This window comes from Labilibaculum manganireducens (assembly GCF_963665805.2).
GTDB lineage: Bacteria > Bacteroidota > Bacteroidia > Bacteroidales > Marinifilaceae > Labilibaculum > Labilibaculum manganireducens.
Genome location: NZ_CAXXEE010000003.1, coordinates 3,767,935 through 3,794,621 on the forward strand (window position 1 = coordinate 3,767,935; position 26,687 = coordinate 3,794,621).

17 protein-coding genes are annotated in these 26,687 nt (G+C 36.3%); 8 read left to right on the plus strand and 9 right to left on the minus strand.

The annotated features are described in order from the left end of the window. Positions 1–8: 8 nt before the first annotated feature. Positions 9–3,200 carry a SusC/RagA family TonB-linked outer membrane protein gene (locus ACHZAX_RS14465; RefSeq protein ID WP_320019635.1) on the minus strand — a complete coding sequence of 1,064 codons (3,192 nt, stop codon included), beginning with the start codon at positions 3,198–3,200 and terminating at the stop codon, positions 9–11. Positions 3,201–3,708: 508 nt separating this feature from the next. Here ACHZAX_RS14465 and ACHZAX_RS14470 point away from each other — a divergent pair. The 4 genes from ACHZAX_RS14470 (at position 3,709) to ACHZAX_RS14485 (ending at position 7,336) form a co-directional block, all read left to right on the plus strand. Beyond that, a complete protein-coding gene (locus ACHZAX_RS14470) occupies positions 3,709–5,172 on the plus strand; it encodes an aminoacyl-histidine dipeptidase (RefSeq protein WP_320019636.1) in 1,464 nt (487 codons plus the stop codon). A 100-nt stretch (positions 5,173–5,272) separates the two neighbouring features. Further along, positions 5,273–6,070, plus strand: a complete 798-nt coding sequence (locus ACHZAX_RS14475; protein ID WP_101310581.1) for a sulfite exporter TauE/SafE family protein — start codon at positions 5,273–5,275, stop codon at positions 6,068–6,070. A gap of 144 nt (positions 6,071–6,214) precedes the next feature. Then, entirely contained in the window at positions 6,215–6,994 is a 780-nt protein-coding gene (locus tag ACHZAX_RS14480) for an HD domain-containing protein (RefSeq protein ID WP_101310580.1), read from the plus strand. A 117-nt stretch (positions 6,995–7,111) separates the two neighbouring features. Beyond that, on the plus strand, positions 7,112–7,336 hold the full coding sequence (locus tag ACHZAX_RS14485; protein WP_320019637.1) for a (2Fe-2S)-binding protein: 225 nt from the start codon (positions 7,112–7,114) through the stop codon (positions 7,334–7,336). A 53-nt stretch (positions 7,337–7,389) separates the two neighbouring features. Here ACHZAX_RS14485 and ACHZAX_RS14490 read toward each other — a convergent pair whose 3' ends face one another. From ACHZAX_RS14490 to mce, 7 genes are all read right to left on the minus strand, one after another. After that, a complete protein-coding gene (locus ACHZAX_RS14490; RefSeq protein ID WP_320019638.1) occupies positions 7,390–8,949 on the minus strand; it encodes a citrate lyase subunit alpha in 1,560 nt (519 codons plus the stop codon). Continuing rightward, positions 8,933–10,159 (minus strand): aldolase/citrate lyase family protein, encoded by a 1,227-nt coding sequence (locus ACHZAX_RS14495; protein ID WP_320019639.1) that lies wholly within the window; start codon positions 10,157–10,159, stop codon positions 8,933–8,935. The genes ACHZAX_RS14490 and ACHZAX_RS14495 overlap by 17 nt, the downstream gene beginning before the upstream one ends. Before the next feature lie 231 nt (positions 10,160–10,390). Then, positions 10,391–12,025: a sodium ion-translocating decarboxylase subunit beta gene (locus ACHZAX_RS14500; protein WP_245870385.1), complete on the minus strand. Its 1,635-nt coding sequence runs from the start codon at positions 12,023–12,025 to the stop codon at positions 10,391–10,393. A 31-nt stretch (positions 12,026–12,056) separates the two neighbouring features. Then, the gene (locus tag ACHZAX_RS14505; protein ID WP_101310576.1) at positions 12,057–12,479 is read right to left on the minus strand and encodes a biotin/lipoyl-containing protein; all 423 of its coding nucleotides are present in this window, start codon (positions 12,477–12,479) and stop codon (positions 12,057–12,059) included. Positions 12,480–12,484: 5 nt separating this feature from the next. Then, positions 12,485–12,835, minus strand: coding sequence for an OadG family protein (locus ACHZAX_RS14510; RefSeq protein WP_101310575.1), 351 nt, complete (start codon positions 12,833–12,835; stop codon positions 12,485–12,487). 12 nt (positions 12,836–12,847) lie between these two features. Beyond that, positions 12,848–14,404: an acyl-CoA carboxylase subunit beta gene (locus ACHZAX_RS14515; protein WP_320019640.1), complete on the minus strand. Its 1,557-nt coding sequence runs from the start codon at positions 14,402–14,404 to the stop codon at positions 12,848–12,850. A gap of 35 nt (positions 14,405–14,439) precedes the next feature. Then, positions 14,440–14,844 (minus strand): methylmalonyl-CoA epimerase, encoded by a 405-nt coding sequence (gene mce / locus ACHZAX_RS14520; protein ID WP_101261400.1) that lies wholly within the window; start codon positions 14,842–14,844, stop codon positions 14,440–14,442. 532 nt (positions 14,845–15,376) lie between these two features. On the opposite strand from mce, the gene purL reads away from it, so the two are divergent. The 4 genes from purL to ACHZAX_RS14540 all read left to right on the plus strand — a co-directional run bounded on the left by purL (position 15,377) and on the right by ACHZAX_RS14540 (position 24,698). Continuing rightward, positions 15,377–19,066: a phosphoribosylformylglycinamidine synthase gene (purL, locus tag ACHZAX_RS14525; protein ID WP_320019641.1), complete on the plus strand. Its 3,690-nt coding sequence runs from the start codon at positions 15,377–15,379 to the stop codon at positions 19,064–19,066. A 120-nt stretch (positions 19,067–19,186) separates the two neighbouring features. Then, on the plus strand, positions 19,187–19,600 hold the full coding sequence (locus ACHZAX_RS14530; protein ID WP_320019642.1) for a hypothetical protein: 414 nt from the start codon (positions 19,187–19,189) through the stop codon (positions 19,598–19,600). Between the two features lie 230 nt (positions 19,601–19,830). Then, the gene (locus ACHZAX_RS14535) at positions 19,831–24,024 is read left to right on the plus strand and encodes a PKD domain-containing protein (RefSeq protein WP_320019643.1); all 4,194 of its coding nucleotides are present in this window, start codon (positions 19,831–19,833) and stop codon (positions 24,022–24,024) included. A 302-nt stretch (positions 24,025–24,326) separates the two neighbouring features. After that, a complete protein-coding gene (locus tag ACHZAX_RS14540) occupies positions 24,327–24,698 on the plus strand; it encodes a hypothetical protein (protein ID WP_320019644.1) in 372 nt (123 codons plus the stop codon). Between the two features lie 133 nt (positions 24,699–24,831). Here ACHZAX_RS14540 and ACHZAX_RS14545 read toward each other — a convergent pair whose 3' ends face one another. After that, a complete protein-coding gene (locus tag ACHZAX_RS14545; RefSeq protein WP_101310567.1) occupies positions 24,832–26,643 on the minus strand; it encodes a glycoside hydrolase family 15 protein in 1,812 nt (603 codons plus the stop codon). Between the last annotated feature and the right edge of the window lie 44 nt (positions 26,644–26,687).

Consider the following 26,687-nt stretch of genomic DNA (forward strand, 5'->3'; position numbering starts at 1 on the left):
CTTTAAAGTTAAAATCCTAAAGTGACATTGAATCCATAAGTTTTAGTAGTTGGATAGGAACCATTTGATATTCCTTGTTTATTACCAGAACTTTGTCCAGTTTCAGGATCGAAACCAGGAGTATTTTTATCTATAATCCATAGATTTCTACCTACAGCAGAAACAACAACCTTATTTAAAAAGGTTTTACTCAAAAGATTTTTTGGTAATGAATAAGATAAAGCAATCTCTCTCAATTTAACATATGAAGCATCAAAAACGTATCTTGCAGTTGGAGAAATATCATAATCATAATCTTCACCCCATTCTCCAGCTTCTGCAAATGTAGTATTAGGAGATCCGTCTGCATTAACTGCTTCTGCATGCAAAACACCACCGCCGTCAGCTACTGCATCACGCTTAGGATTTCCTTTGGAATTTAAGCCAGCAGTTTCTTTATATAGACCAGTAGATAAACCATATTTATTATCTACAGAATAAATATCACCACCCTTCTGAATATCCACTAAAGCTCTTAATGTAAAACCTTTATACGAAATCGTATTAGAAATTCCTCCAGTCCAATCAGGTTGAATGCTACCAATTACCTCTTCTTCATCTGTTTTTTGATAGTATCCATCTGAATCAACAGTTCTTTTACCATTAGTTAATACATAATTGGTTCCTTTCAAAACACCAAATGGTTGTCCCACTTTCGCATTTAAAGATATGTCCCAAGCTGAAGTAATCAAAATATTATCAACTCCATCATAAAGGCTAATAACCTTATTCTTATTTTTTGCCCAATTGATGTCTATATCCCAACTAAAATCATTCGTTTTAACTGGAGACAATTTAAGTCCCAATTCAATACCTTTATTCTCAATTTCACCAGCGTTAACAAAAGCACGGGAATAACCACTCGCTCTTGAAACATTAACATCCATAATTTGATCAAAAGAGTTTGATTTATAGAACGCAATATCAAAACCAAATCGACTATCGAAAAAGTTTGCCTCTAAACCAATTTCAGTACTCTCAGTTCTTTCCGATTTTAGATTCGAATTTTTCAAAACATCATTTACAGAATACGAACCTTGTGTACCCCAATTAGAGTAACGATCATAAGTAGTAATAACATTATACGGATCAGTATCATTTCCAACTTCAGCATAATTGGCTCTTAATTTAGCAAAAGATAGAAAAGTTAAATCTTTGATCCCATCCAATTCCGAGAGAATCAAACTAGCTGAAACCGCAGGATAACTATAAAGATTTTCATCATTTGGTAAAGTGGACGATTCATCAACTCTAATTGATGCTTCCAAATAAGCGAAATTCTTATAACCCGCAGAAAAACTAGCATATCCACTATTCATATCTCGAACCCGAAGAGTTTCATTTGCAGCTTTTTCAGTTCTGGTATTATCAACTGTATAAAGTCCTGGAATAACCAGACCTCCAGATGTTTCTGCAAAAATCGATTGAATTGTATTCTTGCGGTAATTTACCCCAATCAATCCCGTGAAATTAAAATCATTAACTCTCTTTTTAAATTTCAACATCAAATCATTATTCCATTCAGAATAAGTTCTATCACGTGTAGAGAAATAAGATTGAGCATGACTTCCTTCAGCTACTCGTTCATTTTGTCTCTCATGATAAAAATCAAGAGATGATTTAAAAGTCAAAGAAAACATATCATTTAACTCATAATCTAAAGAAACAAACCCAAATAACCTATTTCTTTCATCATCTTCGTAATTCTCATAACGAGTCCAGTATGGGTTATTTGCATATGCAGCACTCAAATCATCTGCAGCATTTGCATTCCATGTTCTATGTTCTCCCAATGAATTTTTATAGAAATTTTTTAACCTTTTAAAATCAAGATTTGTCTCGAACCATTGTGCAAAGTTTTGCATAGGATTATTGTCATCATAACCTGTTCCATATCTACCTAATCCCTTAGTGTTTACATAGTTGGCACTAGCACTAGCTTTCAGTTTATCAGACAATTTAAGACTTGAATTTAATGAAACTGAGTTCTTTTTAATCGAACTATTAGGTAATATTCCTGTTTCATCAGAATTAGTAAATGACAATCTAAAATTAGACACATCATTTGCTCCTTCAAGAGCAACACTATTCACATATTTTATACCTGTTTCAAAAAAGTCGTATACTTTACTTTTAGGAGCTACCCAAGGACGTGTCTCTCCATAGTTTGCTGTTGTAGGATCTAAGGCATCCCAATGTACTACCTGCAAATTCGGATCAAATTTAGGTCCCCAAGATGCATCATCCGCAGTGTTCACAACCGTTTTTGTCACACCATTAAAGTCACCTTCACTCCAATAATCAGCATAACCTGCACCGTATTCATATTGATACTCAGGCATCGTTTCCTTATTGATAGTACTATAGGTAATACCTGTATTTACGGTAACACCAAGTCCTTTTTTTCTCTTGGATCCTTTTTTCGTAGTTATCAAGATAACACCATTGGCAGCTCTCGATCCATATAGAGCCGATGCTGCAGCACCTTTCAGTACTGAAACCGACTCAATATCTTCCGGATTAATATCCGATGCAGCATTACCGTAATCATATCCGCCCCAACCACTTGTCTGGTCAGCAGTATTTATATTACTATTATCCATTGGAGTTCCATCAACAACAAAAAGAGCTTGATTATTCCCCATTAGGGATGCTGTACCACGAATTAGAATATTTGCAGATCCCCCCATTGTATTTGCCTGACGAATCTGAACTCCGGCCACTTTTCCAGACAAAGAATTTACGATATTGGTTTCCTTAGTTTCATTTACCAAATCGCCACCAATTTCTGTTACAGCGTAACCAAGTGATTTTTTTTCACGTGTAACACCTAAAGCAGTAACAACAACCTCATCCATACCAATGGATTCAGTTTCCATCACAACGTTAATGACAGTTTTGTCACCAACTTTAATTTCCTGGGTAACCATACCAACAAAACTAATCAACAATACATCTGTAGATTTAGCTTCCAGGGAATATCGCCCGTCAATATCAGTACTGGCACCAATGGTGGTACCTTTTAAAACAACAGATACTCCGGGCATGCCCAGACCATCTTCAGCACTGGTAATAGTACCAGAAATCTGCTTGCTTTGCGCATTTACTACTTGTATTCCCATAAAAATGAGTAATACAAATAGTCCAATCATTTTTTTCATAAAAAAACTTTTTAGTTAGTAATTAAGTAAAGATGCAAAATGGTTAATGGTAATTCTAGATCTTAAAAATAGCATTTAAAAAGCTTTTAACAAAAATTAACACACTTTTAACACTTGATCAAGTTATGACTTATGTCATGTTTTATCGTATTTTTAGGGGATTCACCTAAATAATTCAATTGGAAGTATCGTTTATTGCCATTTAAAAATCAACACTATAGCTTATAAAAAAAGGATACGACATATTAAATTCAAAAAAAATAAAAAAAAAATGTTTTTTTTTGAAAATAACACGATAAACTCAAAAAAAACAGAAGTTTTTTAGTCAACACCCCCAAAATACAACAATCAGCCTGATGAAAAAACACCTCAACCTCACATGGTGTCACATTGAACAAAGGGGGTATGGGAAAAAAAACAAAATACAAAATATGTATCCTCGAAAAATTAAATGATATTCCTCAACAAAATTCATAATTTGCTACATTTGGTGAAAAATTAAACAACAATGAAAAAAATACTCGCAGAATTACAGCCTTCGGAAATTTGGAAATATTTCGAAGATATTTGTCAAGTTCCAAGACCTTCAAAAAAAGAAGATCGAATAATCGACTTTTTAATGGAGTTTGGCAAAAGACACAACTTACAAACAAAGAGAGACAAGATTGGAAATGTGTTAATCAGCAAACCAGCTACTCCTGGAAAAGAAAACCTAAAGACGATTGTTTTACAATCGCATATGGATATGGTTTGCGAAAAAAACAATGAAACAGTTCATGATTTTGATAAGGATCCTATAATTCCCTTGATTGATAATGGATGGGTAAAAGCGAAAGGAACGACACTAGGCGCCGATGATGGTATCGGAATGGCTGCAGAAATGGCACTTCTGACCTCAAGCAATATTGAACATGGACCTATTGAATGTCTCTTTACTGTAGATGAGGAAACAGGGTTATCTGGTGCATTTGCCCTGCAATCAGGATTTTTTAATGGAGAAATACTATTAAATCTTGATTCTGAAGATGAAGGTGAAATATTTATTGGCTGTGCCGGAGGTATTGATACTCTGGCAACAATAGAATATACCAAGGAAGATGTTCCAAATGGGCATTTTTCAGTACGAATTGATGTAAAAGGTCTTCTTGGAGGACATTCAGGTGATGAAATTAATAAAGGTCGTGGAAATTCAAACAAAATTCTGAATCGATTTCTTTGGCAATTAAATAAGAAATATGGTATTCGTATTGCCTGTTTTGAAGGTGGCAATTTAAGAAATGCTATTCCCCGTGAGGCCTACGCTATTATTACACTGCCTTCTGAGTTCAAAGAGAATGTTCGTGTTGATTTGAATATTTATGCGTCAGAAATGGAAGAGGTTTGGAAAATAACTGAACCCAAGTTAAAAATCTCTCTTGAATCTACCGACAAACCAACATTTGTTATTGATGAAGAAAGCTCTTCAAACCTCATGGATGCAATTTACGCGTGTCCGCACGGAGTTTTTTCCATGAGTTCGAAAATGCCTGGAATGGTTGAAACTTCAACAAACTTGGCATCTGTTAAATTTTCAGACGACAATAAAATTCAAATTACCACATCGCAAAGAAGTGATGTGGATAGTGAAAAGTACAATATCGCTCAAATGGTCGGCACTTGTCTGACTATGGCAAATGCAAAAATAGTACATTCTGATGGATATCCGGGCTGGGCTCCAAACCCGTCATCAGAAATACTAACTGTTGCTGTAGATTCCTACAAAAGGCTCTTTGGAATTGATCCTGTTGTCCGTTCTATTCACGCAGGACTTGAGTGTGGACTTTTCCTTGAAAAATACCCTAATATGGATATGATTTCATTTGGTCCTACACTAAGAGATGTACATTCTCCTGATGAAAAAATTAATATTGAAACGGTAGATAAGTTTTGGAAACATCTTCTTGATATCCTCAAAAACGCTCCTGTAAAGTAAAAGAGATCTATTCTCTTTAACACCATATAACGGCAATTCAGAATTGCCGTTTTTTTTATACCTTCAATCAATTAATCCATTTATTTATAGAACAAATGGCATGACTGAACTATTTGCTAACCTTCACGAAATGGACATTTACTCCTTTCCCATTATATGTTTACTTTTGCTGGCAGGATTTATGGTGGGTTTTATTAATACAATTGCTGGAAGTGGAACCGTAATCTCCTATTCCCTATTTATGTTTTTAGGCCTCTCGGCTCCACTGGCCAATGGAACAATTCGATTTGGTGTGATCATGCAAACACTTGCAGCCTCTTATAATTTCAAAAAACAAAATGTTTTAGAACTAAAAAAGGGAATTCTTCCAGCCTTACCTACAGTTCTTGGATCTGTTTTAGGAGCGCAGATTGCTATAAGTATTAACAAGGATCTATTTGAGATATTAATAGCTGGAGTGATGCTTATAATGGGGGGCTTACTGTTTTTCAAACCAAATCGATGGCTTGCCGGTTCCAAAATTCTTCAAAATAAAAAATTTGGATTCAAGCAATTCGCAATATTCTTTACAATTGGGGTATATGGTGGATTTATTCATATTGGAGTAGGGATTTTTTTAATAGGTATATTGGTTCTGGAAATGGGTTACGACCTGATTAAAGCCAATGCCTTAAAAGTATTTATTGTTTTACTGTACAGCCCCTTTGCTTTGATCGTTTTCATGATGAATGATCAAATACATTATGGTATTGGTTCCATTGCAGCTATAGGTAATGTATTTGGTGGTTATGCAGCGTCTCACTTTGCCGTAAATTGGGGTGCCAATTTCCTTAGATGGATACTAATATCTATCATTCTCATATTTTGTATCCGATCATTAAACCTGTTTCATCTTTAATTATCACCCATTGACAACTAAATCCAACACATTGATCAAGTTGTCATATATATGTTAATTTTTCACAAACCAATACTCCCCAAATTCCTTTCTAAAATTAGATAAAAAGAGTAGTTTTGTGGGCAATTTTTTAATGACTAAGAAGTGAAGCAAGAAGTCTACAATAATATAGAAACATGGTTTAACAGCTATGTTGCAGGTTTTGAAAATGAGATCGAAGAGATTAAGTCTAATATTAATTTGAAACGAAATCATTCATTTCGTGTAGCTAATTTAATTAAGGAACTTGGTGAAGAATCAGGTTTAGATGAGTCTGATGTAATTTTGGCGCAAATCTCTGCATTGTTACATGATGTTGGTAGATTTGAACAATTGACAAAATTTGGAACATTCTCCGACACAGAAGAAATAAATCATATCCAACTTGGAATTTCAACCATCACCGAAAACAATATTTTATCAGAGCTTACAGAGGAAGAAGCGAATATGGTAATTGAAAGTATTCGAAACCACAATGAATCACTTCTTCCAAAATCAATTGATCCTAAGCTTTTGCCTTTTTGTCAAATTTTAAGAGATGCCGATAAAATAGATATACTTCATGTTGTCTCTGATTATTATTCAAACAACAAACAGGGTAGTAATAAAAGACTCGAAATGGAATTATCGGATAAACCGGAAATTTCTAAAAAGCTTTATCAAAGCATTATTGACGAAAAACATGTTGACTTTAAAGATGTACTTACACTCAACGATCTAAAGCTTTATCAGATGTCTTTAATTTTTGACCTTAAGTATAAAAAGAGCTTTAAAATAGTAAGTGAAAAAACTTACTTAAAACAAATATTCGAAACTTTACCTAAAAAAGATCTTGTAATTGACATGTACAGGCAGATGAAAATATACCTTGAAAATCATCTGTAACAAACCATTCCTTTTTAATCTTATCTGGAATCATTTAAAATAACACTCTCAGACTTGATGGTTTAAATTGAATAATGTATATATTTACAGCAGATTATTATTAAAAGAGCAAAAACAATGAGGGATATAGTTTGTAACTGTCAGATGGTAGACAGAAAAACCATAGATAAGGCAATTCATGAAAAAAATTCAACTACAATTGAAGAGATAAGAAGGTACACCGGAGCTAATACCGGTTGCGGGAAATGTATTAGTTACATCAACAGCATATTAGATACTGAAATTCCTAAAATTGCAGTAAAAGTAGAAAATTCAACACAAAGTAAATTTAAACTTTGGTAAATAGTAAAGCTTCGGAAATCCCGAAGCTTCTTCTTTGAATTGAATATTTCTTCCTATAAAACCTTTCTCACAACATCAATAACGGTTCCATCAACCCATTTTATAGCCGCTACAATCTCGTCTGATAAAACACATTTTTCCATAATACCGCATATTTCTTCCGCTTCCTTTTTTAATTCGTGGATAGATTTAATAGGCAAATTACTTTCCTTCAACTTTTTGAACAGATCTTTACGCAAAGGGTTAATTGCAATTCCCCTTTCGGTTATAATAACGTCTATTAATTCTCCCGGACCACAAATTGTTGTTACCTCTTCCCTAACAACCGGAATTCTATTTCGGAAAAGCGGTATGGGTAAAATGACAGTCTTACTAAACAAACAATTTTGCCAACCACCGATGCCATGCAGCAAATAACCATCCGAATGTGTAACTACATTTGCATTAAAATTAACATCCACCTCTGTAGCCCCTAAGATGGCAACATCAACCATTCCTGCAAAATTCCCTTTGCTGTGATAGTTGTAACTTGTAAAAGGACTGGTCCACACATGATTTGAGTTTTCCCGCATAGATCTCACTCCTTCCAAATCAAAAGTCTGACCATCCAATATATATTCTACAAGTCCTTCTTCAAGCATCTGAACCAGATATTTGTTACTGCCACCTCTGGCAAACCTGGCTTTTATGCCTTTCTCTTTCATTATTCTGCAAAAAAACTCACCAATAGCCAGTGACGTACCTCCTGCCCCTGCCTGAAATGAAAATCCATCTTTAATAATTCCTGCTTCCTCACAAAATCGCGCAGTCAATTCTGCTATTAATAAACGATCCGGACTTTTCGTGATTTGCGTTGTTCCTGAAACGATTTTTTCCGGAATACCTATTTGATCCATTTCAACAGTAAAATCGACGTAATTTCCTTGAATTTGCCATGGTACACAAGGGAAAGCGACCATATTATCCGTAGCAACAATTACCTTATCTGCAAACTGAGAATCAGCTAAAGCAAATCCGAGTAAACCTGAAGCTGACTTACCGTTAAGTCCATTTGCATTTCCAAAAGGATCAGCACAAGCGGCACCAATAATGGCAATATCAATATGAACTTCTCCATCCTGAATAGCCTGATACCTTCCACCATGGGAACGCAAAACAGCTACACCCTTCATTTTGCCTTCAGAACAATATTTACCTAAAGGGCCATTCATACTTCCCTCAATACGGGAAATGGTACCATCTTCCAAATATGGAATCAGGTGTTCATGGCAAGGAAATGATGCTGATGGAAACCAAATCAGATCCTTTACCCCCATCTCATGCGCAATATCAAACACCATGTTGGCCAACAAGTCTCCATCTCTAAAATGATGGTGAGTAGAAATCCTCATGCCATTAGCTAGACCTGCTTTTTGTAAGGCTTCTTTTAAGTTCTTTACTTTTTTATTACCATCAGCAGGAAACTCAGCATTGGTAGAGATATAAGAATTATATTTTCTCTTCTTAGGTATAAATTTTCCAACTCCCATATAAGGAATTTCCTTCTGACCATTAATTTCTGTCGGAACCATTCGTCCGACAGCATTTTCAATCAATTTAACCGACATATTCATTCCTCCAATCCTTTGATAGTATTCCAAGATTAATTGCTAATTCAAGTACCTTTAATTGTCGCTTTACCACAGGAGGATCAACCATTTTTGTTCCAACCGATACAACAGCAAGCCCATTCTTCTCTGCTTCATGAAAAGCATTCACAATTTTCTTTGCCCTTTCTATTTCATTCCAATTTGGTGCGAAATTTTCATGTATTACTGATATCTGTCTGGGATGAATACAGCCCATCCCTTGAAACCCCAATGATTTCGACCTTTTTACATTTTCGGCCAATGCCTCCATATCCCCCACATCCGAAAAAACAGAATCAATTGCCTGAATTTTGGCTGCATGACAAGCATTCACAACCCGCATTCTTGCATACAAAGATTCTGTGCCCGCATTGGTTCGCTGAACCCCCAAATCTGCGGTATAATCTTCAAGACCAATTGCCACAGCAGTAATATTGTTTGATGAAGCTGCAATTTCATAAGCATTTTCAACTCCAAGAGCACTTTCAATAATTGGCATCAAAAAAATATCCTGTATCAAATCTTCGCGTTTCTTAATTCTTCTGATTTCTTCTTCAATCTTATAAACATCAGCAGCAGACTCACATTTTGGCACTAAAATTACATGTACATTGTGAGGCACAATAAAGGCCAAATCCTCAATGCCTAATTCTCCTTGATTAATTCGAACCATTCTCTCTGCACCGTAGAAATTCTGAGAACGCAAAGCATTCCTCACGATATATCTTGCTTCATTCTTTTTCGAGACAGCAACAGCATCTTCCAAATCAAGGATAATACCATTGGGTTTATGAAGACCTGCATTTATCATCATATATGGCGTGTTTCCGGGCAGATACAGCCTGGAAAACCGAAACCGATCCTTATTTGACTGATATAAATTATCTGTAAGAAAATCGAAGAGAAATTCTTTTTCAGAAGCAACTAATTGTTTAACTGCCGACTCGATTCGTGCTGCGATAACATAAGGCAATGCCCCATTATCTTTAACTGCAATGACAGCATTCTCAATTGAAAAGAAATCAAGTATTGATCTGCAAAGTCTTTCGATTGATTTCCCGTAAAAAACTTTCACCTTTGATTCCAATTCAAAATTTACACCTCCGGATTGTGTTAACTCAATACTAACAAAACAATCCCCTTTGCTATTAGAATCACAATTTCCAGACCTGCTAATTTGTTCTCCAAGTTCCATAATGAATGAGATTTAGATCGCCAAAATTTCCAAAGAAAAAAAGGAGAAGCAAGAACCTAAATAATCAGTTCCCACCACTCCTTTTATTACCATTTTACATCTGATCAATTAATGTATCTAAATATAACATTTTAGACGTGAAAAAAAAATGACAGTACTCAAGTTCATGAACAAACAAAAAAAAGGGTTGTCGAAACCGACAACCCTTTACAATATCTATATTGATGTTAATTACATCAAGAAACTCAATAAAATACCAGCTGCCACTGCTGAGCCAATAACACCGGAAACATTAGGTGCCATTGCATGCATCAACAAGTGATTGGTTGGATCATTTTGTAACCCCATTGTTTGAACAACACGAGCACTATCCGGCACTGCCGATACTCCCGCCGCTCCAATCATTGGGTTAATCGGACGATCTTTTGGAGAAAGCCAATTCATAATTTTACCAAAAATTACACCTCCAGCTGTAGCCACAATAAATGAAGCTGCACCCAATCCGAAAATTAAGATCGAATCTTTAGTTAAGAAAACATCAGCCTGTGTGGATGCACCAACAGTAACTCCCAATAAAATTGTAATTGTGTTAATTAACGCATTACTTGCCGTATCAGCCAAACGATTGGTTACAGTTGATTCTTTTAGTAAGTTACCAAAGAATAACATACCCAAAAGAGGCAATGCTGTTGGAGAAATAAATGCAGTTAACAACAATCCAATGATAGGAAAAATTATTTTCTCAAGACGACTTACCGCACGTGGTGGCTTCATCTTAATTTTTCTCTCTTTCTTAGTTGTTAACAAGTTGATAATCGGAGGTTGAATTACCGGAACCAAAGCCATATATGAATAAGCTGCAATTGCGATAGGTCCAATTAGATTTTTAACAGTTTCTCCATTCGCCATCACATTCATTCCATTTGCCAATTTCGATGACAGGAAAATTGCTGTAGGTCCATCGGCACCACCAATAATTCCTATTGCTCCAGCCTCCGGCGGAGCGAAGCCCAACCAAAGAGCTCCCAAAAAGGTAACGAAAATACCAATTTGCGCAGCTGCACCCAAAATCATCAATCTTGGATTGCTAATTAGCGATGAAAAGTCAGTCATTGCACCAATACCAAGGAATATTAGTGGAGGATACCAACCACTCACCACCCCTGAATACAGAATATTCATTACTGATCCGGGCTCATAAATTCCTAATTTCAAATTAAAATCTACAGCCTGAAACATTGGAATATTACCAATAATAACACCCATTCCGATTGGAATCAGCAATAGAGGCTCGTAATCGTATTTAATGGCTAAAAAGATAAAAAACAAGCCGATCAATACCATCAATAAGTTACCACCGGTAACATTCGCAAAACCGGTAAATTCATAAAAATTCTTTAATCCAACTACCGCGCCTGAATTATTTTCACAATCAAGACTAGAGTTGGCAAACCTAAGAAAATCACCATCTACTTTGGCTATACGCGAACCAAGATTTAGAATTTCTGAAGTTGTAAGATAACTATTCGAATTAGAGTTCGGATCAATATTTTTTTGCAAGTGTGTTACAGTTTGTGGATTAAACGTCATTATAACATTTTCCCCTTCTGCTTTCCACTTACCAGTAAAACGCTGCTTTACCGAATCCATGATAAATGTTTTATCACTTTTGAATTCGAAAATTTTATATCTTTTTACAGTAATATCGGAATTTCCAACCGGGTTAGGAATATAACCATCTTCATGGTTAACCCATTTTCCCGTTGTTAATTTTTCTGCGGTATCCGATGATTTTTGAGCAATGGAGTTAAAAGCTAACCCCATTACCAAAATCATTGAGAATACCAATGAATAAAGTTTTCTCATTATATAGTTTTTGCCTTTTATTCTTGAGATGTTATGCTATTTCAATTAGTACGTCATCCTGAAGTACGCTATCGCCAACTGCAACCTTTATGGCTTTAACGGTTCCTCCTTTTTCGGCTAACACATTATTTTCCATTTTCATTGCCTCCATCACCAAAAGAGTATCTCCCGGATTGATAGAATCACCAACTGCAATGTTAATTTTAATAATACTACCCGGAAGTGGTGCCTTTACTGTTGAAGCTCCGCCTCCACTTTTCTTTATACTACCTTCGCCTGGCTTATTAACCACAGGCTTGCGAACCAATCTAGGAGTTTTTGATGATTTATCTGCAACATGCACATCCACATCATAACTCGTTCCGTTCACTTCAATTTTGGCATTCGATCCTTCAAAATCCTTGATTTCAACATCGTATTCCTGCCCACGTATTGTAAATTTGAACTTCTTCATTTTGCTTATCTTGGTTGATTCATTACTCCATAAATCTTAGAACTCCATGGAGAATAATTCTTAGTAACTTTTTTAATTGTAATGATATTGCTTTCATCATCGTGATTCTGGTTAAAGTGCATGTGCAAGGCCATTGCAATAGCTGCATTAACACCTCCCTCGATGTTTAAATCATCAGTTTCAGAGCCAGATCGACCTTCTCTCACCAACTTTTTTCTTAAGTTAAGGTGTAAGAGTTTCGGCAAATTGACAAAAACAATTACCAGTAGTACCAATGCAACAAATACAATGGAATAACCTACAATAGCAACAGTCCATCCACCTTGACTTCCTATAGATAAAATATTCATTAACATAGAACGTTTTTTTTATAATGGAATATTAGAATGTTTTTTAGGTGGATTCATTTGCTTCTTAGTCTGAAGAGACTGGAATGCGCGAATCACTCTGAAACGTGTATTACGTGGCTCAATTACATCATCGATATAACCATATGACGCTGCATTGTATGGATTTGCAAATGCCTCGTTGTACTCAAGCTCAGTTTCTGCGATGAATTTTACTTTTTCATCATCCGACAATTCAGCCATTTTTCTTCCGTGAAGTACTTCGATTGCACCTTTTGCACCCATAACAGCAATTTCAGCTGTAGGCCATGCATAATTCAAATCACCACGAAGTTGCTTACAAGACATTACATCATGAGCACCACCGTAAGATTTTCTTAGAGTAATAGTTACTTTTGGAACTGTAGCCTCACCATAAGCGAACATTAATTTCGCACCATGAGTAATGATACCACCAAATTCCTGACTTGATCCAGGCAAGAAACCAGGAACGTCAACCAAGGTTAAAATTGGAATATTAAAACAGTCGCAGAAACGAATGAATCTGGCCGCTTTTCTTGAAGACTCAATATCAAGTACTCCAGCAAGGAAACTAGGCTGATTGGCAACAACACCTACAGACATTCCACCCATACGAGTAAAACCTACAATAATATTCTTTGCATAATGACGGTGAACTTCAAGAAATTCAGCATCATCAGCAATCGTATAAATTACATCCTTCATGTCATAAGGCATGTTTGGATTTGCAGGAATGATTTCATTAAGGACATCATCCATTCTATCGATAGGATCTGAACAAGCTGTAATTGGAGCTTCTTCCAAGTTATTTGACGGCATGTAAGATAACAACTTACGTACAATCATGATACCTTCTTCTTCGTCTTCTACCATGAAGTGAGATACACCTGATTTGCTTGCATGCATTTTGGCACCTCCCAAATCTTCAACAGAAATATCTTCACCAGTAACCGTCTTAACAACCTTAGGACCAGTAACGAACATGTATGACTTTTCTTCTGTCATCATGATAAAATCGGTAAGAGCCGGAGAATAAACAGCACCACCCGCACAAGGACCGAAAATTGCTGAAATCTGAGGAATTACACCAGAAGCCATAATATTTCTCTGGAAAATCTCAGCATAACCTGCCAAAGCAGTTACACCTTCCTGAATACGAGCTCCTCCTGAATCATTAAGACCCACAACCGGTGCACCCATTTTCATTGCCATATCCATGATTTTACAAATTTTCTGTGCAAAAGTTTCAGATAACGATCCGCCAAAAACAGTAAAATCCTGAGAGAATACGAATACCAAACGTCCGTCGATTGTTCCCTGACCGGTAACAACACCATCGCCTAAAAATTTCGTTTTCTCCATACCGAAGTTAGTACAACGGTGCGATACAAACATGTCAAATTCCTCGAAACTTCCTTCATCAAGAAGCATATCGATTCTTTCACGAGCTGTAAACTTGCCTTTCTTGTGTTGAGATTCTATTCTTTTCACACCTCCACCAAGCTTAGCCTCTGCTCTTAAATCAATTAACTTTTTAATTTTATCCTGACTAGCCATAACTAATTGAGTTATTATTATTTATTGAGTATTCCTTATTTATTGCCACAAATTTCAGTCAGCACACGCTGAGTTGATTTTGGATGTAAAAATCCAATTTTTAAACCTTCTGCACCATTACGAGGTGTTTTATCGATTACTTCACAACCAGCTTCCTGAACATCAGTTAATGCTTGCTGAACATCTTCTACTGCGAATGCCATGTGATGCATTCCTCCACCTGTTTTCGCAACAAACTTACCTATCGGACCTTCAGGATCTGTTGATTCCAACAACTCAATTTTGGTATCTCCAACTTTGAAAAAAGCTGTTTTAACCTTCTGATCAACTACCTCTTCTACTGCATAACATTCTAATCCTAATACCTTTTCGTAGAATGGAATTGCTTCTTCTAAACTTTTTACGGCTATACCGATATGTTCAATATGGGATGGTTTCATTATAGATATATTTTAAATTATAAGGTTACAAAAATATCGATTTGAAAAACGGTAATCAATGATCTGTAACATTATAAAAGTTGTTTTTCAACATGTATTAAAAACTGCAAGTTCTCACTTTCCTCCTAATAATCAAACAAATAACAAAAAAACTACTTTCTTAAATTCTTATTTAGAAATCACTTCATGCAAACCTTTGCATAATTAATGAACTCACATAACGCTTCCTGCATTTGCGAGATCAAAGAAAATCTCTTTTCCGATAAAACAGAAATATATTTTACTATTCCTCAACATATCCGGACACAAATATATTTTCATGATTTTTTTTTAGTTAACCCGTACAAAAAACCACGTCCACAACTGTTGCTTGACACAATTCTCATTTCATACTTTTTTTGCATTCAAGGGCAAAGAGCAATTCTACAAGCTTAGAGGATCCTTTTGTTACATTGTGTAAAGTCTTTTACCTATATTTGCATTTTGAAACAGGTTTCAACCATTATTATAAATTTCATAAGCAGACTCTAAGATGATACTATTCTTCAAAAAAGACGAAGTACACTTTGTTGTTCAGACAACTAACCAATTGAATGTATTGGATTTTGAAAAGCTTTCCTGGCTATTCGGAGATGCCGAAAAAATTCAAGAAGATGAGATAGAGGGATTTTTTATTGGCCCAAGAAAGGAGATGATTACTCCTTGGAGTACTAATGCTGTTGAAATCACCCAAAACATGGGAATTTCAGGAATTTTGCGCATTGAAGAATTTCATAAAGCGGAAAACGAAAAAGCAGCATACGATCCTATGCTGCAAGCTTCTTATAAAAAAATTGGTCAAGACATCTACACCATTGAAAAGCAACCGGAACCAATTATAAATATTGAAAACATTGCTGCATACAACCAAAAAGAAGGTTTGGCTCTCAGCAGCGAAGAGGTTGATTATTTAAATGGAGTTTCAGAAAAAATCGGCAGAAAATTAACTGATTCAGAAGTGTTTGGTTTCTCTCAGGTTAATTCGGAGCACTGTCGTCACAAAATTTTTAACGGAGTGTTTGTTATTGATGGTGAGGAAAAAGAATCTTCACTTTTCCAATTAATTAAAAAAACTTCACAATTAAATCATAACAGAATTGTATCTGCCTACAAAGACAATTGTGCCTTTTTAGAAGGACCTAAAATGGAACAGTTTGCTCCTGTTACTCATGATAAAGCAGATTTCTTTCAAACCAAAGACATTAACACTGTAATTTCGCTTAAAGCGGAAACACATAATTTCCCCACAACTGTTGAACCATTTAATGGTGCAGCAACTGGTACAGGAGGTGAAATCAGAGATAGAATTGCAGGAGGAAAAGCTTCAGTTCCTATGGCCGGAACTGCTGTTTACATGACTTCCTATCCTAGACTGGAAGCTTCCCGTTCATGGGAAAATGCTACTGATGCCAGAAAATGGTTGTATCAAACTCCTGAAGAAATTTTAATTAAGGCATCGAACGGAGCCAGTGATTTCGGAAATAAATTTGGTCAGCCTCTTATTTGTGGTTCTGTTCTTACTTTCGAACACTTCGAAAACAATAAAAAATACGGTTACGATAAAGTTATTATGCAGGCCGGAGGAATTGGATACGGCAGATTGGAACAAGCTCAAAAAGATATTCCTGAAAAAGGCGATAAAGTAATTCTTTTAGGTGGTGACAACTACAGAATTGGAATGGGCGGTGGTGCTGTTTCCTCTGTTGCAACCGGTGAATTCACAAACTCTATTGAGTTAAATGCAGTTCAACGTTCAAATCCTGAAATGCAAAAAAGGGTTTGCAATGCGATTAGAGCAATGGCCGAAATAGATGAGAATCCTATTGTTTCTATTCATGATCATGGAGCAGGCGGACACTTAAATTGCTTATCGGAATTGGTTGAAGAAACCGGTGGTAAAATTGATTTGAATGCTCTTCCTGTTGGTGATCCTACCCTTTCAGCTAAAGAAATTGTAGGTAACGAGTCTCAGGAAAGAATGGGATTGGTTATTAAAGAAAAAGATGTTGCCCTTTTAACCCGAATTGCAGATAGAGAAAGAGCTCCTATTTACCAGGTTGGTGAAACAACCGGTGATATGAGATTCACTTTTGAGGATAAAAAAACAGGACAGAACCCAATTGATCTTGGTCTTTCTGAAATGTTTGGGAAACCACCAAAAACAGTCTTGACAGATTCAACTTTAGACGAAAAATTTGAAGCTGTTGAATACGATACTAATAAAATAGAAGAATACATCGAAAATGTTCTTCAATTGGAAGCTGTTGCCTGTAAAGATTGGTTGACCAACAAAGTTGACAGATCGGTAACCGGTAAAGTTGCTATGCAGCAATGTGCCGGACCTCTTCAATTGCCTTTGAATAATCTAGGTGCTGTAGCAATTGATTTCCAAGGTGAAAAAGGAATTGCAACCTCTATTGGTCATACACCAATTGCCGCTTTGGTAAATTCCGAAAATGGCAGTCGCCTATCTATTGCCGAATCATTAACCAACATGGTTTGGGCTCCAATTGAGCAGGGACTTAAAGGTGTTTCATTATCTGCAAACTGGATGTGGCCTTGTAAAAATGCCGGTGAAGATGCCCGTTTGTATCAGGCTGTGCAGTCAATTAGCGATTTTGCCATTGAATTGGGAATCAATATCCCAACAGGAAAAGATTCACTTTCCATGACCCAAAAATATGGAAAAGACGATGTTGTTTATTCTCCTGGAACAGTTATCATTTCGACTGTTGGCGAAATAACAGACATCAATAAAATGATTTCTCCGGTTCTGAAAAACGAAGCTGATTCTCATTTAATATATATGGATTTCTCGAAAGATGATTTCCAATTGGGAGGAAGTAGTTTTGCTCAAATTGTAAATAAATTAGGAACACAGACTCCTGATGTTAAGGATTCAAAATATTTTGCAAAAGCATTTGAAACTCTTCAGCAATTAATATTGGAAGGCAAAGTACTTGCCGGTCATGATATTTCTGCTGGTGGTATGATTACAGCATTGTTGGAGATGTGTTTTGCAGACAACAGACTTGGTGCTGATATTGATCTTTCATCGATTGACGAAAGCGATTTGGTTAAAGTCTTATTTAGCGAAAACCCTGGTGTTATTTTCCAGGTGAAAGATCTTGAAACTATTTCAAAGGATCTGGCCGGTAAAGAAATTAAATTCCATGTAATTGGAACTCTTGGCGAAGCAGGAAAAATGCAAATATCAAAAGAAGATCAGGTTATTGATCTTGATATCGCCTCCTTACGTGATCTTTGGTTCAAAACTTCTTATCTTTTGGATAGAAGTCAATCAGGCAAAGAATTGGCTTTGGAAAGATTCAAATCTTATAAAGAGAATGAACTGGAATTCAAATTCGATGAGAACTTCACAGGGAAATTTAAACAATTCGGAATTGATCCAAAAAGAAAAGAAAAATCAGGTGTTAAAGCTGCTATTATTCGTGAGAAAGGTGTAAACGGAGATCGTGAGATGGCCTGGATGATGCATTTGGCAGGAATGGATGTTAAGGATGTTCATATGACTGACCTGATTGCCGGACGTGAAGATCTTTCCGATGTCAACATGATTGTTTTTGTTGGAGGTTTCTCTAACTCAGATGTGTTGGGTTCTGCAAAAGGATGGGCCGGAGCTTTCCTTTACAATGAAAAAGCTAAAAAAGCTCTTGATAATTTCTATGCCCGAAAAGATACTTTAAGTCTTGGAGTTTGTAATGGATGTCAGTTAATTTCTGAACTGGGATTAATTTATCCTGATCATGAAAAACATCCAAAACTTCTTCATAACGAATCACACAAATTCGAATCAGGATTTGTAAGTGTATCAATACCGGAAAATAACTCAATTATGCTTTCGTCTTTAGCCGGAAGTAAATTAGGTATTTGGGTTGCTCACGGGGAAGGTAAATTTGATTTGCCATACGGACAAGACAAGTATCAGATTCCTATGAGATACAACATTGATCAGTATCCTGCCAATCCAAACGGCTCGCCATTTGCAACGGCTGCAATATCATCAAATGATGGCCGCCATTTAGCAATGATGCCTCACCTGGAAAGAGCAACTTACCCTTGGAACTGGGCTCATTACAATGAGAACCGTATTGATGACGAAGTTTCACCATGGATTGAAGCATTTGTAAATGCGAAAAAATGGATCATGGAACACAAATAATATCAATAACTTAAATATAGAATACCTCCTTTTCAAGGGGGTATTTTTTTTTGCTTAAGTGCAACGTAAAAACTAATACATTTTTCATAACTTGTGACAACTAACAAAATCACAACTTATATGAAACATTTTTTACCCCTTATTGCCATTCTGGGATTAACATTAGCGTGTGCTCCCCCGAATAAAATCAGCCAAGCGGAGAAAACCTCCGGTTCTAATCAAAAAGAAAAACCAATTCATTTGGAAAAACAAATTGCCCCTGGTACTTGTTCCCTTATAATAAGTGACTTTAAATTTTTATCAGAGAACAATAAATTCCTGCTAAACGGAAAAGTGATTTCCATAAAAGCTTATGGTGCAGGCTTTACTTCGACTTTCGAAAGGGAACAAAGCATTCAAATAAAAATTACAGAACAACAATTTATGAATTTGAAATCTGCAAAAAGCATTTCTTGTTTAATATCCTGCATCGAAGGAGTGCACAACACGCCCCTTTACAAACTGGTAGATTATCAATCAGAAATAAAACAATAAAATTAATTTCAATGCAGTCCTTATCATATTGGTTCCTGGAATACAGGAGAACTGCCCTAAAATGATTAATGCCAGGAAATATCTCTAATTTAATAAGGAAACTTAATTTGCAGGTATTCTGCATTATAATAGTCAAAACATATGAAACGTCCATGTATAAAGCTTTCTGCACAAAGGGAGATCATTATATGGGAAGTTCCATCTGACCATAAAATAAAAATTATAAACAGATGAAATCAATTTTCACCATATTACTCGCAATAACAATCTCTTTTCCGATACTTTCGCAAAATAGAAAACTAACAGTACAAAAATACTCTGTATTAGGAGTTAAAAACATTGTAATAACAGAGAAAACATACAACGAATTAACCAATAGAACACTAAACAAAAGAAAGCTTGCTAAAATTGCTGATAAAGAAGCAGGAAAACCAAAACGTGCGGATGATCCTATTGCCAGAGCCTTGTACGAAAGAAATATATTAAAAAACCCTCTTACGGGACAGATCCCATTAAACATTAAAGAACTGGAAAAAGCATATGTCCTTTCCTCAGCCTCAGGTTTGCAAAGCAGATTAAAAACAGGAGGATTAAGCTATACCAACAGCGGACCTCGAAATGTTGGTGGACGAACCAGGGCTCTGGCTGTTGACATAGCAAATGAAAATATAATTCTTGCTGGAGGAATAACCGGCGGAATGTGGAAATCAACAGATAACGGTGTTAGTTGGACCCGTACAACAAAGCTTGAAGACCACCCTAGTGTAACTTCTATTGCACAAGATCCAAACAACACTGCAATCTGGTATTATACAACCGGAGAACTAATAGGTAATTCAGCATCGGAAGGTGGTGCTCCTTACCGGGGAAACGGACTGTTTAAATCTACCGATAACGGCGACAACTGGACATCTTTAACATCTACTACTTCCAATACATCTGAAATATATGACCCTTTCGATTATGCCTGGAACATATGCGTTGACCCGAACAACAGCGATGTATACGTTGCAACTGCTGATGGAATTAAGCGCTCAACGGATGGCGGAACCAGCTGGACTGATGTTATCGAATCTGATTCCTATTATGAAGATATTATCTGTACTCCCGGCGGGATTAAGTACGCTTCTTTAAGTGCCGATGGTACAACAAAAGGAATCTACAGATCCTCAACGGGAAATTTAAATGATTGGGAAGACATTACTCCAAGTGGATTTCCTGCAGATTATAACAGAGTGGTACTTGCACATGCAACAAGTAATACGACCAATGATATTGTTTATATTTTAGGTGAAACAACAGGAGCAGGTTTTCAAAATCACAGTTTTTGGAAATTGACTTATAATTCTTCCGCAACAACTCCGGCAACATGGGTAGACCGGTCACAAAATCTGCCGGAAGGCGGCGACGGAGACACGGATGTAAATGATTACAACTCGCAGGGTTCTTACAATATGGTAATAAAAGTTGCTCCGGATAATGAAAATATGGTTTTTATCGGCGGCACTAATCTGCTTCGTTCCGATGATGCTTTTGCCACAAAAGCAAGTCCTTTAAGTGTTGGGAAATCGACTGATGAATCAAAAACCTACTGGATTGGAGGCTATGCAACAGAAAACAACGTTACTCAATATCCAAATCATCATCCGGATGTACATGCATTAGTATTTAAGAATGATAATGCAACATTACTATGTGGACACGATGGTGGAATAAGCATTACGAACAACTATAAACAAACAGACGATACATTTTCTGAACCAGAATCGGAAGGAGACAAAAGCATGCCTGTTGATTGGGAATTTCTGAACAATGGCTACTTAACAACACAAGCTTATACAGTTGCTGTTGATAACGATATAAGAACAAACAAAGTATTACTTTCCGGATTTCAGGACAACGGTACCTGGCTTGCTGAAACTTCCGATTCAGATCAAGATTGGTTAGCCTGGGGGTCTGGCGACGGCAGTTACTGCAGTATTTTTAATTTGGGCAACAGCCTGCTCACCTCATCGCAAAGCGGCACCACCTACCTTGAAGATAACGTAACAGATGAGGCAAGTTACTACTGGACCCGTGTTGATCCAGAGGGTGCAACCGGACAATTGTTTATCAATCCATTTATTGAGGATGCCAACAACAGTGAAATTTTATACTATGCTGCAGGACAATACATCTGGAGAAATTCCAATGTATTTGAGATTCCAAAACTACAACCCAATGAAGCCACGAAAAATTGGGAAAAACTGGAAATTTCAAAAGCAAGCGGAACTGTATCGGCAATGGAATCCTCAACCTTCCCTGCTCACATTCTGTATTATGGAACATCAACAGGAAAAGTTTATAAAATTGAAAATTCGCACTCGAAATGGGCAAAGAAGACCGACATTACAGGAACAAATATGCCAGCTGGAAATGTAATTTCTATTGATGCAAACCCTTTAAATGCGAATGAAGTATTGGTCGGATTTTCCAATTACGGAATTGAAAGTATATTTAATACGACTGATGGTGGAACCAGCTGGACTCCTGTTAGTGGAAATCTGGAAGAAATAAACGGAACTAACAATGGTCCGTCTGTAAGATCGGTTGCATTTATGGTTTCGCCTACAGATACTACTTATTATGCGGGTACCAGTACCGGTTTGTACAGTACAACAAAGCTTGAAGGAACTTCCACAACGTGGACACAGCAAGCAATTAACCAAATCGGAACCAGCGTTGTTTCAATGATAAAAGCTCGTAGAGATGGATTCTTTGCTGTTGCAACTCATGGCAATGGGATATTTACAGCTGATGATGACTTTAGCTCAGCTGCTCCTGTTGCACTTATTGGAATGACTCAGGACACAATTTATAAAGATGATGCCATTAATTTCATGAATCGTACCATTGGTGATGGAATTACTTCATGGGAATGGACTTTCGAAGGTGCAACGCCCAATACTTCTTTAGAGGAACACCCCCGCGATATCGCATACAATACTGCCGGTACTTTCAAAGTATCCTTAAAAGCAAAGAACAGCGCCGGTGAAAACATACAAGAAATTGTATCTGCAATAGTTGTAAAATCGGTTAAGGCTGCATTTACAGCCAGTTCCACAAATGTTAATGTAGGAACCGAAGTTACTTTTACTGATCAATCTGCAGGCACCCCAACTTCCTGGAATTGGAGTTTTCCGGGAGGAGCACCTGAAAGCTCAACAGAGCAAAATCCTGTTGTTACCTACAGTACTGTTGGTACTTATAATGTCAAATTGACTGTCGGCGGTGAATCATTTAATGACACAGAAACAAAAACAGCTTATATTACCGTTCTGGATGCTGATGATTTTGGAGATCAGTTACTTTATAATGTTACAGACACAGATGAATCCAAACTTTCAATTTACTCTTTCAATGGAGCAACATCTTGGGGATATACAGCAGGACACAACAGTTATAATATGTCTCAATTTGCTGAGAAATTTGAGATGGTTAATCCAAACTTAAACGTTGTTCGGAGTATTCAGTTAAATCCAGTTATAATAGAACAGAAATCTTCAGATCCTAAAATAGCTTTAAAAATATGGAATGGTGAAAGCTTACCGGAAACTGAAATTTATTCAAAAGAAATCGCTTTTTCCGAATTGCAGGCTCAACAGTTTAATGAAATTATTCTTGACTCTCCTATTGAAGTCAACTCCAGCTTTTTTGTTGGCTACGAAGTCTTTTATGAAAATCCAGTTGATACATTTGCAGTTTATCATCTTCCTTTAGATGGAGATATTACTTGGGACAATTCAGCCTACCTTACCTATGAAGGTGAATGGAAAAGTTTCTCGGATGGAAATATCTATGCTGCCAATTCAGCATTAGCCATTAAAGCACTAGTTGGATATGAAGAAAATATTGCACCTCCATTGAAGGCTGATTTCACCGCAAACTCAACTACCACAACAACAGCAGATAATATTAGCTTTACTGATTTATCAACAGGTGAAATTGCATCATGGGAATGGAATTTTGCAGGTGGTACTGCTGACGATAATACGATGCAGAATCCTACTGTATCATATAGTGAAGCAGGGATTTATGACGTAACGTTAAAAGTAATCGGCACAAATGGTACATCAAATACCAATACCAAAGAAAATTATATAACCGTTGAGATGGCTACAGCAATTAATGAACTGGGCGAAGAAGTTGAAAAGCTAATGATATATCCTAACCCACTGGTAAACAAAAGTAATGTAGTCTTCCCTAACAAAACCAATCAGAAATACCGGTTGGTGGTTGTGGATGCAAGTGGCCGTGTAGTTCGGATTATTGAAAACATTACAGGAGACAACGTGATTATAAACCGGGAACAATTGAAACCCGGTGTGCATATCATCAACCTTTCGGGTGAAAAAATATACAAGGGAAAACTATTGGTGAAATAATCGCATATCCATTTCTTAAGAGGGTGTCCAAAACCAAGGACATCCTCTTTTTATTTATTACCCTAATTTATTTATTCTTTTTACTTCCTTTTTTATAATTTATACATATCTTATTCTGTTTTTTTATTAATTCATTCTGTTTAATTAAGCAATATTTATTTTTATTCCTTTTTAAAATTTTAATTTTTATTAATTCATATAGTTTTTTTATAAGTTTATTCTATATTTTAGATAAAAATTGATTTAAAATACACAAACAGTAATCAATTCGATTAGCATTGCAATACTAAAAAGATCAAAATATGAATTCCACGAAGAACAATGTTCCCTTTAGCATCCAGAAAATGATCAAAAATTATCTTAAGGAACAACATATTACGCCTACTCAGTTGGCTCGACGCCTTAGTATGCGGCCTATTTCTGCACATCAAATGCTGGAGCGCCCCACAATGCAGGTAGACCGGCTTTGGAGTATTTGTTTAGCACTGGATGTAAATATATTTCAGGCTGTAGCAAATGAGCTTGATATTGAACATTACCATCCAAAGGTTGACCAGCTTAAAAAAGAAATTGAAACCGGTAATCAACAGATTAATGCTCTGAAAAAGGAATTGGAACTTCTTACGCATGAAAATAACACACTAAAAGAAGTTATTGGTTTGCTTCGAAAATAGTTTCATTTCAACATCAAAACTCATCTTACAAAACCAGTTTTTTTTTAGATTTATTCCCTGATTTACCCCATAAAAAAAACACCAAAACCATATTGTTTGGCTGTGGTGCTCTTTTTAAGAATATTTTGAATATCTAACTACTCAACTGATCCAACAAACTATCCTCATCATCGAAAGTAGAATCTGAAAAATTTAATGCTGTTTCGATTATCGCCAAATGCGAATAAGCCTGCGGAAAATTACCTAGCATTCGTTTTGATACAAAATCGATATCCTCAGCAAACAAACCCAAATGATTTGAATAGGTTAATAACTTATCAAATTTCTCTTTCGCCTCCTTTTTCCTGCCAATTTTATACAAACTGTTTATCAACCAGAAAGAACAAATGGTGAAGGCAGACTTTGGCGTCCCAAAATCGTCCTTGTTTTTATAACGATACATTAAACCGTCATGTTCCAATTCGTTTTGAATGGTTAGTACTGTCGATTTATACTTCTCATCTGCGGCATTGATAAAACCATAACTCTCCATTAACAATACAGATGCATCCATATCCTCAGAGCCATAGAATTGGGTGAACGCCTGTTTCTTTTCACTCCATGCCTTTTTCATGATATCTTCTTTCACCGAATGTCGAAGCACAGTCCACTTTCCTACATAATAATCGCGCTTTAAAAGGGTTGCGATTTTAACTGCCCGGTCGAAAGCCACCCAGCACATCACTTTACTAAAAGTAAAATGAAGACTTTTACCACGAATTTCCCAAATTCCACGATCCGGCTTTTTCCAATTCTCCTCTACAACCTTCACAATGCTTCTCACAATAGTCCATAATTCCTCACTATGGTCGAGAGAATTTTCAAACATTTCGAAATGCTGATGAATCAGATCGACCAAAATTCCATAAATATCATTCTGCTTTTGCTTGTAGGCAGCATTCCCAACCCTTACGGGTTTGGAACCTTCATAACCTGCAAGGTGTTCCAACTCGTATTCCGAAAGCTTTTTCTCACCATTAATACCATACATGATCTGAATTTTCTCATTCTTCTCAGGAATAATATTCATAATAAAATTCAGGTATCGTTTTGCTACATTATAATGTCCCAATTGGGTGAGAATCTTAACAACCATAGAGCCATCGCGAATCCAGCAAAAGCGATAATCCCAATTTCTAACTTCCCCAATTGTTTCGGGTAAAGAAGTTGTTAATGCAGCCAGAACAGCCCCGCTTTTCTGATAACTCAACAATTTTAACACCAGTGCACTCCGATTGGATTCTTCATTGTATTTCGGCAACACTTTGGTTTTTTCGCTCCAATTCAGCCAATATGTTTTTGTCCGCTGCAATTTCAAATAAATGCGGTCAAGTGTTTGTTCCAGTAACTTCTGATTGTAACTAACCTCGCAAAATTCATCTTTTTCCAATTCAATGACTTCCTGATTCAATATATCAGAACCATTAAAACTGGAATACAAATACAACGAGTCATAATTACCTGATGTAGTATACGATTTTATAAATTTCTCACTGGACAATTTATTTTTAGTCGTATTTCGGGCATAATCCAGTTGAGGATTGTATTTAATCCGAAACTTTGGTTTTCCATAAACCAATCGAAAAAAACGAACTACATCAGGAGGCATGTAGTAATCATTTTTCTCTGTTACATATCTGGGCATAAAATCCAAAACTTCAAAAACTCCATCGATACACTCAAATCTTGTTTTTAAAATATTCGTATTTTTTCGGTACTCCTGTGTTATATTTGTTGCACTCTCAGGTAAAATTTCAAAACTACCACCTTTACTCTTATCCAACAACTTAGCAAATGCCGAAGATGAATCAAATTGTGGCAAACACACCCAATCCAACGACCCCTTTTCCGAAACCAGTGCCGCACTTCTACAATTTCCTATTACCCCGTAATTTAAATTCTTCATAAAAAAATGCTATTTTAGAGCTTAACCATAAAAATTCCACGGAA